This window comes from Streptomyces sp. NPDC058880 (assembly GCF_042742535.1).
Classification (GTDB): domain Bacteria; phylum Actinomycetota; class Actinomycetes; order Streptomycetales; family Streptomycetaceae; genus Streptomyces.
This window is the reverse complement of the sequence record NZ_JBHYMC010000116.1, coordinates 1-9056: the sequence shown is the minus strand read 5'-3', so window position 1 is coordinate 9056 and position 9056 is coordinate 1. Positions and strand designations below refer to the sequence as shown.

Here is a 9056-nt window from a genome sequence, read left to right as displayed (position 1 = left end):
GCTCCCGCAACCCCGAAAGATCACCACGCTCAACGCCCACGGTCCTCGCAACTCCCACAGATCGCGGGTGTTGCGAGGACCGCTAGAACCCAAGCGTGCAGGGGCCCTCACCCGTGAGGAGGTCTCGGCGATGCCGTCGTGCCGGCGCTCCCGGCACGCGGCAGCGGTCAGCCGTAGGGTGCCGGCAGCGGCCCGGCTACTGCTTGGCCGGCGTGTACGGCGCCAGGTCCGCCGCAAGCTCCTGGTGGACGCGTGCCTTGAGCAGAGTGCCCTCCGGGGTGTGCTCCTCGGAGATCACCTCGCCCTCGGCGTGCGCCTTGGCAACCAGCGAACCGCGGGTGTACGGCACCAGGGCCTCCACCTCGACCTCGGGCCGAGGCAGCTCGGAGTCGATGAGCGCGAGGAGTTCCTCGATGCCCATGCCCGTGCGGGCCGAGACGGCGATGGAGTGGCGCTCGATCCGCAGCAGCCGCTGCAGGACCAGCGGGTCCGCGGCGTCGGCCTTGTTGATCACCACGATCTCGGGCACGTTCACCGCGCCGACCTCGCGGATCACCTCGCGCACCGCCGCCAGCTGCTCCTCCGGAGCCGGGTGGGAACCGTCGACGATGTGCAGGATGAGGTCGGAGTCGCCGACCTCCTCCATCGTGGAGCGGAACGCCTCGACGAGGTGGTGGGGCAGGTGCCGGACGAATCCGACGGTGTCGGCGAGGGTGTAGATCCGGCCGCTGGGTGTCTCGGCCCGGCGCACGGTCGGGTCGAGGGTGGCGAACAGCGCGTTCTCCACCAGTACGCCCGCGCCCGTGAGACGGTTGAGCAGTGAGGACTTGCCCGCGTTGGTGTAACCGGCGATGGCGACCGAGGGCACCTTGTTGCGGCGCCGTTCCTGCCGCTTGATGTCACGGCCGGTCTTCATCTCCGCGATCTCCCGGCGCATCTTCGCCATCTTCTCGCGGATGCGTCGCCGGTCGGTCTCGATCTTGGTCTCACCGGGGCCTCGGGTGGCCATGCCGCCACCGCCGCCGCCGCCCATCTGCCGCGACAGCGACTGACCCCAGCCGCGCAGCCGGGGCAGCATGTACTGCATCTGCGCGAGTGCGACCTGCGCCTTGCCCTCTCGGGACTTGGCATGCTGGGCGAAGATGTCGAGGATCAGGGCGGTCCGGTCGACCACCTTGACCTTGACGACGTCTTCGAGGGCAATGAGCTGGCCGGGGCTGAGCTCACCGTCGCAGACGACGGTGTCGGCGCCGCTCTCCATGACGATGTCGCGCAGCTCGCGGGCCTTGCCGGAACCGATGAAGGTGGCCGGGTCCGGCTTGTCACGGCGCTGGATCACGCCGTCCAGTACGAGAGCGCCCGCCGTCTCGGCGAGGGCGGCGAGCTCCGCGAGGGAGTTCTCCGCGTCCTGCACGGTGCCCGAGGTCCAGACGCCGACGAGGACCACGCGCTCCAGGCGGAGCTGTCGGTACTCGACTTCGGTGACGTCTTCGAGCTCGGTGGAGAGACCGGCGACGCGGCGCAGGGCCGCGCGCTCGGAGCGGTCGAACTGGTCGCCGTCCCGGTCTCCGTCGATCTCGTGGCTCCAGGCGACGTCCTCTTCCATCAGGGCATCGGCCCGAAGGCTCTCGGTGAAGCTCTGCGGTTCACGCGCGTCGGTCGCGTCCCGCTCGTCCTGGGAAGCGGAAGAAGAGGAGGTCATTGGATCCTTACGTCGATTCGAATAGCAGTGTCACGCCTGGCGGGGACACGGTGGATGTCACGTCCAACGTGTCACACCGCCCGGGGATTCCCCGAACGGACCCGTCGATGGTGACATGCCCGTTCGTAGGCGGTCACACCCTTTTCCCGCCGGGCGCAGCCCCGCCCGGCGCAGCCCCGCCCGGTGCGGCCATGCCCGGTGCGGCCATGCTCGGTGCCTGCTTGCCCCGCGCGGCCCGGTCCGCCGCCGGGGCGCTCCACTCCGGGTGCCCCGGCATCGGCGGGGTCTTCGTCCCGTACAGCCACGGCTCCAGGAAGGCTCCGAGGTCGCGACCCGCCTCCTGCGAGGCCAGGCGGACGAAGTCGGCCGTGCCCGCGACCCCGTCCCGGTACCGCGTGACCCAGCGGCGTTCGATCCGCTCGAAGGCGGAGGCGCCGATCTCCTGTCGCAGTGCGTAGAGGATCAGCGCGGCGCCGTCGTAGACCACCGGCCGGAACAGCCCGATCTTCTCGCCGGGCGCCGCGGCCTTCGGGGCGGCCGGGGGGCCGCCCGCCGCCCGCCACTGGTCGGAGCGCTGGTACGCCTCGCGCATGCGCCGCTCCAGGGAGTACGTGCCCAGGCCGTCCGCGTACAGGGCCTCGTACCAGGTGGCGTGTCCCTCGTTGAGCCACAGGTCGGACCAGGTCCGGGGGCTGACGCTGTCGCCGAACCACTGATGGGCGAGCTCGTGGACCATCACCGCCTCGACGTACCACTCGGGGTAGCCCTCGCCGGAGAACAGGCTGCTCTCGAAGAGCGAGAGGGTCTGCGTCTCCAGCTCGAAGCCGGTCGTCGCCCGCGCGATCAGCACCCCGTAGTTCTCGAACGGGTAGCGGCCGACGCGCTCCTCCATCCACTCGATGTGGCCGGCGGTCTTCTTCAGCCAGGGGTCGAGCCGCTGCCGGTCGGCGGCGGGCACCACGTCGCGCAGCGGCAGCCCGTGCGGTCCGGTCCCGTGGACGACGGCGGAGCGGCCCACGGAGACCTGGGCCAGCTCGGTGGCCATGGGGTGGCGGGTCCGATACGTCCACGTCGTGGTGGGGCCCGTGCGCCGGGCAGGGCCCGCCTGGAGGCCGTTGGCGACGGCTGTGAGCCCGGTGGGTGCGCTGATCCGGAAGGTGAAGAGGGCCTTGTCGGCGGGGTGGTCGTTACAGGGGAACACGCGGTGGGCGGCGTCGGCCTGGTTGGCCATGGCCAGACCGTCCTCGGTGGGCACCCAGCCGCCGTCCCCGCGACCGCGCGGGTCGCTGGTGTGCCGGACCGTGATCCGCAGCGCGCCGCCCTCCGCCACCGCCCGCGGTGGGGTCAGTACGAGGTCCTCCCCAACGCTCTCGAAGCGTGCGGGCTCCCCGTTCACCTCGGCGGACGCCACTGTGCCGTGGGTGAAGTCCAGGTTGACGCGCTCCAGCGGCTCCAGTGCCCGGGCCTCGATGACGGTGACCGCGTCGAGCGGGGTCAGGTTGTCCTTGTACGTGAAGGACAGGTCGTACGCGAGCACGTCGTAGCCGGGGTTCCCCAGCTCGGGGAAGAGGCGGTCCCCGATGCCCAGGGGCTTCGGCGGGGGCAGTACCGCGGCGACGAGGGTGAGGGAGGCCGCGGCGAGCAGGGCGGCGCGCAGGCGGGGCGAGGAGAGCTGCATCCACCACCGCTTACCAGCGCCCGCCGCGGGACGGCGTACGGCGCGCGACGGGGCCACCCGAACGGGACCTTCCGGCGCCGTACCGGCCTACGCCCGGCCGGCGCCGTCGCCCTACACGCGGCCGACGTCGTACACGCCCGGCACGTCACGCATGGCGCGCATCAGTGCGGGCAGGCCGGCCGCGTCGGGCAGCTGGAGGGTGTAGGTGTGCCGGACCCGGCCCTCGATCGGGGGTTCGACGGTCGCGGAGACCACCTCGACGCCCTCGTGGGCGATGGCCTCGGTCAGGTCCGCCAGCAGATGCGGGCGGCCGAACGATTCAGCGAGCAGGGTGACCCGGCAGTCCGCGGTGGCCCGCCAGTGCACGGCGACGGAGGTGCGGCCCACGGCGCGCATCCGGGCCACGGCCGCGCACTGGACCCGGTGCACGGTGACGGCTCCGCCGCGGACGACGAATCCGGCGACGGCGTCCGGCGGGACCGGGGTGCAGCACCCGGCCATCCGGACGGTGGCGTCCGGCAGGTCGGCCACGGCGTTGGCCCCGCCGCCCCGGGCTCCGACCACCGACAGCGGCGCCCGCGCGGCCGAGGTGGTGGCCATGGCCCGGTCGGGATGGGATTCGAGCCAGCTGCTGATGGCGATGCGGGCGGCGGGCGTCCGGGCGTGGTCCAGCCACTCGGCGGCGGGTCCGGAGGAGGCGTCCTGCGCGAGCAGCAGCTGGACGGTGTCACCGTCGGACAGCGGTGAGGACAGTGAGGCGAGGCGCCCGTTGACGCGGGCGCCGATGCAGCCGTGGGCCGCCTCTCCGTGCTGCGCGTAGGCGGCGTCGATGCAGCTGGCTCCGGCGGGCAGGCCCAGGGTGCCCCCGTCGGCCCGGAAGACGGTGATCTCCCGGTCCTGCGCGAGCTCGGCGCGGAGCACGCTCCAGAAGGTGTCCGGGTCGGGTGCGGACTGCTGCCAGTCGAGCAGCCGGGACAGCCAGCCGGGCCGGGTCGGGTCCACCCGCTCCTCGTACGGGTCGGCGGCGTCGGGCGTCGCGGTGGCGTCCGGCGCCGCGGTGGCGTACGGGTTGCCGAGCGCCACCACGCCGGCCTCGGCGACCCGGTGCATCTGTCGGGTCCGCACGATGACCTCGGCCACGTACCCCTCGGGGGTGGCCACGGCGGTGTGGAGGGACTGGTAGAGGTTGAACTTCGGGGTGGCGATGAAGTCCTTGAACTCCGAGACCACCGGGGTGAAACAGGTGTGGAGCTCCCCCAGTGCCGCGTAGCAGTCGGCGTTCTCGCCGACCAGGATGAGGATGCGCCCGAAGTCGGAGCCGCGCAGCTCGCCGCGGGTGCGGGTGATCCGGTGGACGGAGACGAAGTGCCGCGGCCTTACCTGTACTTCGGCGCCGATGCCCGCCTCCCGCAGGACGGTCCGTACGGAGTCGGCGATGCCGGGCAGCGGGTCGCGCTCGCCGGCGTGGGCGGCGATGAGGGCGCGGGTGCTCTCGTACTCCTCGGGGTGCAGGATCGCGAAGACGAGGTCTTCCAGTTCGGTCTTGAGGGCCTGTACGCCGAGCCGTTCGGCAAGCGGGATCAGGACGTCACGGGTGACCTTGGCGATCCGGGCCTGTTTCTCCGGCCGCATCACGCCCAGCGTGCGCATGTTGTGCAGCCGGTCGGCGAGCTTGATGGACATCACGCGGACGTCGTTGCCGGTGGCGACGAGCATCTTGCGGAAGGTCTCCGGTTCCGCCGCGGCACCGTAGTCGATCTTCTCGACCTTGGTGACGCCGTCGACGATGAAGCAGACCTCGTCGCCGAACTCGGCGCGGACCTGATCCAGGGTCACGTCGGTGTCCTCGACGGTGTCGTGGAGCAGAGAGGCCGTCAAGGTGGTGGTTTCGGCGCCCAGTTCGGCGAGGATCAGGGTGACGGCGAGTGGATGTGTGATGTACGGCTCACCACTTTTTCGCATCTGGCCGCGGTGAGAGCTCTCCGCGAGCAGATAGGCGCGCCGCAGAATGGACATATCGGCGTCCGGATGGTGGGCGCGGTGGGCCTCGGCGACATGGCCGATTGCGTCCGGGAGCCGGTCCCGGGACGTCGGCCCGAGCAGCGCCGCGCGCCCGAGGCGGCGCAGATCGAGCCTGCTCCGGCCCCGTCTGCGGAGCTCAGGGCGCACTTCGGGGTGTGCTTCGGGGTTCGTGGCCTCTGCACTCATGGGCACCTCCGGCGGCTTCGACCGGCGGTGGTGGGCATGGGGTGAGCCCTCAGGGCCGGTGCCTGATGTTACCGACCCCACCACGTGGCGCAGTCCACCTCTCGCACAGCGTGAAACGGATCACCCATTAGAGGGAGGCTTCAGGAGAAAGCCGTTTCGGTGAGCCAGGCTTCGTCGAACTCACCCGCGGCCACGATGACGGCCGGTCCGGTCATGTCGATCTGCCCGTCGGGGTGTTCGGTGATGACGAGCGTCCCGCCGGGGAGGTCGACGGTGTACGTGGCCGGCTCACCGGTGGCGGCGGGGTCCACGCCGTCGCGGCGGATGGCGGCGACGGCGACGGCGCAGGCGCCGGTGCCGCAGGAGCGGGTCTCGCCGGAGCCGCGCTCGTGGACGCGCATGGCGACGTGGCGGGGGCCGCGGTCGACGACGAACTCGACGTTGACACCCGTCGGGTAGGCGGACGCCGGGCTGAACGGCGGGGCGGTCAAGAGGTTCCCGGCGTCGTCGAGGCTGTCGACGAACGCGACCGCGTGCGGGTTGCCCATGTTCACGTTGCGGGCGGGCCAGCTGCGCGGTCCGACGCTGACGGTGACCTCGCCCTCGGGGAACGCGGCACGGCCCATCGAGACGGTGACGTCGCCCCCCTTGTCGAGGTGCACCCGCTTGACGCCGCCGCGCGTCGCGACCGTCAGGTCACCGGGCTCGACGTGGCCGGCGTACTGGAGGTAGCGGGCGAAGACGCGCACGCCGTTGCCGCACATCTCGGCGACGGAGCCGTCGCTGTTGCGGTAGTCCATGAACCACTCCGCCTCGTCGGCCAGGTGCGCCGCCTCGGGGTGCGCTGCGGACCGGACGACGTGCAGGACCCCGTCGCCCCCGATGCCTGCGCGCCGGTCGCAGAGCTTCGCGACGGCGGAAGCGGGCAGCTCGACGGCGTTGTCCGGGTCCGGGACGATCACGAAGTCGTTCTCGGTGCCGTGGCCCTTGAGGAAGGAGAGGGTGGTCTGCGTCACCCGCCCATGGTACCGAGCCCCTGCTCACGGGCGCCGGGCGACCCGTCGGGGGTCACCGGGGCCCCGGAGCCGGTCACGGGAGGTCCGGGACGGTCACGGGAGGTCCGGGACGGTCGCCGGAAGCCTGGAACGATCACCGCCGCCGGCGGCGGTCAGCGGAGCCGGGCGACCCGGTACACGGCGAGGCCTACGACGACCAGCGCGACCACGGCGTACAGCGCGGCCATGCGCCAGTCGGGGCGGCGGCCGCTCCCCCGGGCCGGGAGACCGGGCCATGTGTAGCCGACTCGTCGGGCGGCCATCATCCCCCAGCCTCCGGCGCAGCAGCTGATGAGGAAGCCGAGCATGGCGACCACGGCTCCGCCGTCACCGAACTCGAAGGCCAGGGGGAAGGCGAACATCAACGAGCCGGCGGCGGCGAGCATGACGATGGGGGCGATCTGCCACACGCGCAGGCGGCGCTGCGGCCGCAGTTCGACCTCGAACTCGGCTCCGGCGGCCGCCTCGGCCTCGGCGGTGTCCGGGGCGTCCGGGCCGTCCGAGGTCAGCCGCGCGGGGTCCGCGGGCAGCCCGAGGCCCGCGGTCCCGTCCGTCCCGCCGAGAAGCATCGGGTCCGCTTCCCTTCGGGTGTCGTCCCGCCCGGTGTCGCGAGGGCCGGCCTCCATCGCCACGCGCCCTCCCACTCGGACTCAGTACGCCGCCATGCAGTGCAGGTGATCGCACCTGCTGGAGTTTGATGATGGCACGCCCCCGACCCCGCTACGGGCGCCCGGGGCTTCCCGATGCCATCACGTGATCAGGCTGTAACCGCTCGTTCGACCAACGACTCGGCGAGCTGGGGGAGTTCCGCCCGGTCTGCGGCAGCTCCACTGAGCCAGTGGACGCGCGGATCGCGGCGGAACCAGGAGTCCTGGCGGCGGGCGAAGCGCTTGGTCGCCCGGATGGTCTCCGCCCGTGCCTCGTCCTCGGTGCACTCACCCGCGAGCGCGGTCAGCACCTGCTGGTAGCCCAGCGCCCGGGAGGCGGTGATGCCGTCGCGCAGTCCGCGGGCCTCCAGCGCCCGGACCTCGTCCACCAGGCCGTCCTGCCACATCCGGTCGACGCGCCGCGCGATCCGCTCGTCGAGCTCGGGCCGGGCGACGTCGACGCCGATCTGGACCGTGTCGTAGACGGACTCGTGGCCGGGCAGGTTCGCGGTGAACGGCTTGCCGGTGATCTCGATGACCTCCAGCGCGCGGACGATGCGCCGGCCGTTGCTGGGCAGGATGGCCCGGGCGGCTTCCGGGTCGGCGGCGGCCAGGCGGGCGTGCAGGGCGCCGGGCCCGCGCAGCGCGACCTCCTCCTCCAGCCGGGCGCGGACTTCGGGGTCGGTGCCGGGGAACTCCATGACGTCCAGGGCGCCCCGGACGTACAGGCCGGATCCGCCGACGAGGACGGGGGTGCGGCCCTCGGCGAGCAGCTTGTCGATCTCCCCGCGGGCCAGCCGTTGGTACTCCGCGACATTGGCGGTGTCGGTGACGTCCCAGATGTCGAGGAGGTGGTGCGGGACGCCGCCGCGCTCCTCGGTCGTCAGCTTGGCGGTGCCGATGTCCATCCCCCGGTACAGCTGCATGGAGTCGGCGTTGACGACTTCTCCGTCGAACCGGCGGGCCAGGGCTACGCCCAGGTCGGACTTTCCTGCCGCGGTGGGACCGACGACGGCGATGACCCGCGGGGCGGGGGCTGCTTTCCTCACGGCCCCAGTCTCGCAAACCTTGGGGGATGTACCCGATCGAGCTACGTGACGGGGTGATTCCGGGGTCGTTGCCCTGGCGGGGTTCCGGCCGGGGAATGCGCCGTGCGCACGCCCGGCGCGGACCGGTCGCGGACCGGTCGCGGACCGGTTCGGTCGACGCGGAACTTCACTCGCACGCGTAACGTTACGGGAGTAGACATGGGCGTTTTTGATCGGTTTTTCCGTCGCAGGAACGAGGCCGTGACCGAAGGGGTCGCGACCGCGGCTCCGGCGGCGGAGTCCGGTGCGGCCGGCGAGAGCGAGCCTGCTGCTGCACAGAGCGAGCCGGCGGAAGCCGTGGAGATTCCGAAGCAGCAGTCGGCGGAGGTGGCCGCGGACAGCGAAGCCGGCGAGGGCGCCCGTACGTAGCGCACGCCAACGGAAGGTGACCCATGGGCCTGCTGGACAATCTGAAGGCCAAGCTCGCTCCGGCGAAGGACAAGGTCGGCGATCTCGCGCAGCAGCACGAAGGCAAGATCAGCGAGGGTCTGGACAAGGTCGCCAAGGCCGTGGACTCCAAGACCAAGGGCAAGTACAGCGGCCAGATCACGAGTGGGACGGGCAAGGCGAAGGACGCCCTGGGGAAGATCGCGCACAAGGACACCCCCGGCGGGCCGACGCCTCCGGCCGCCTCCTGACGCGGTCACGGAAGGGGCCTGGAACCGGCTGGTGCCGGTT

At 72.0% G+C, this 9056-nt stretch carries 8 protein-coding genes; 2 read left to right on the top strand and 6 right to left on the bottom strand.

Annotated elements, in window-relative coordinates; all coding sequences use genetic code 11:
- Positions 1-196 precede the first annotated feature (196 nt).
- The 6 genes from hflX to miaA form a co-directional block, all read right to left on the bottom strand.
- The gene (gene hflX / locus ACFW2G_RS32605) at positions 197-1702 is read right to left on the bottom strand and encodes a GTPase HflX (protein WP_037929802.1); all 1506 of its coding nucleotides are present in this window, start codon (positions 1700-1702) and stop codon (positions 197-199) included.
- A gap of 133 nt (positions 1703-1835) precedes the next feature.
- A complete protein-coding gene (locus ACFW2G_RS32600) occupies positions 1836-3380 on the bottom strand; it encodes a M1 family metallopeptidase (protein WP_384584655.1) in 1545 nt (514 codons plus the stop codon).
- A 111-nt stretch (positions 3381-3491) separates the two neighbouring features.
- Positions 3492-5588 (bottom strand): RelA/SpoT family protein, encoded by a 2097-nt coding sequence (locus ACFW2G_RS32595; protein ID WP_384448296.1) that lies wholly within the window; start codon positions 5586-5588, stop codon positions 3492-3494.
- 140 nt (positions 5589-5728) lie between these two features.
- Positions 5729-6604, bottom strand: coding sequence for a diaminopimelate epimerase (dapF, locus tag ACFW2G_RS32590; RefSeq protein WP_037929809.1), 876 nt, complete (start codon positions 6602-6604; stop codon positions 5729-5731).
- Between the two features lie 152 nt (positions 6605-6756).
- Positions 6757-7269, bottom strand: a complete 513-nt coding sequence (locus ACFW2G_RS32585; protein WP_384448427.1) for a hypothetical protein — start codon at positions 7267-7269, stop codon at positions 6757-6759.
- A gap of 131 nt (positions 7270-7400) precedes the next feature.
- On the bottom strand, positions 7401-8339 hold the full coding sequence (miaA, locus tag ACFW2G_RS32580; protein ID WP_384448293.1) for a tRNA (adenosine(37)-N6)-dimethylallyltransferase MiaA: 939 nt from the start codon (positions 8337-8339) through the stop codon (positions 7401-7403).
- Between the two features lie 240 nt (positions 8340-8579).
- Between miaA and ACFW2G_RS32575 the strand changes: the two genes are divergently transcribed.
- Together ACFW2G_RS32575 and ACFW2G_RS32570 are read left to right on the top strand one after the other, a co-directional pair.
- A complete protein-coding gene (locus ACFW2G_RS32575) occupies positions 8580-8747 on the top strand; it encodes a gliding motility protein (RefSeq protein ID WP_370466464.1) in 168 nt (55 codons plus the stop codon).
- A gap of 23 nt (positions 8748-8770) precedes the next feature.
- Complete coding sequence (locus ACFW2G_RS32570) at positions 8771-9016, top strand: antitoxin (RefSeq protein ID WP_384448290.1); 246 nt, start codon at positions 8771-8773, stop codon at positions 9014-9016.
- Positions 9017-9056 lie beyond the last annotated feature (40 nt).

What these genes read in the sequence shown, in the direction of transcription:
- ACFW2G_RS32600 (WP_384584655.1), bottom strand. Translation starts at nt 3,380, where the DNA reads ATGCAGCTCTCCTCGCCCCGCCTGCGCGCCGCCCTGCTCGCCGCGGCC.
- ACFW2G_RS32595 (WP_384448296.1), bottom strand. Translation starts at nt 5,588, where the DNA reads ATGAGTGCAGAGGCCACGAACCCCGAAGCACACCCCGAAGTGCGCCCT.
- ACFW2G_RS32570 (WP_384448290.1), top strand. Translation starts at nt 8,771, where the DNA reads ATGGGCCTGCTGGACAATCTGAAGGCCAAGCTCGCTCCGGCGAAGGAC.
- ACFW2G_RS32585 (WP_384448427.1), bottom strand. Translation starts at nt 7,269, where the DNA reads ATGGAGGCCGGCCCTCGCGACACCGGGCGGGACGACACCCGAAGGGAA.
- hflX (WP_037929802.1), bottom strand. Translation starts at nt 1,702, where the DNA reads ATGACCTCCTCTTCTTCCGCTTCCCAGGACGAGCGGGACGCGACCGAC.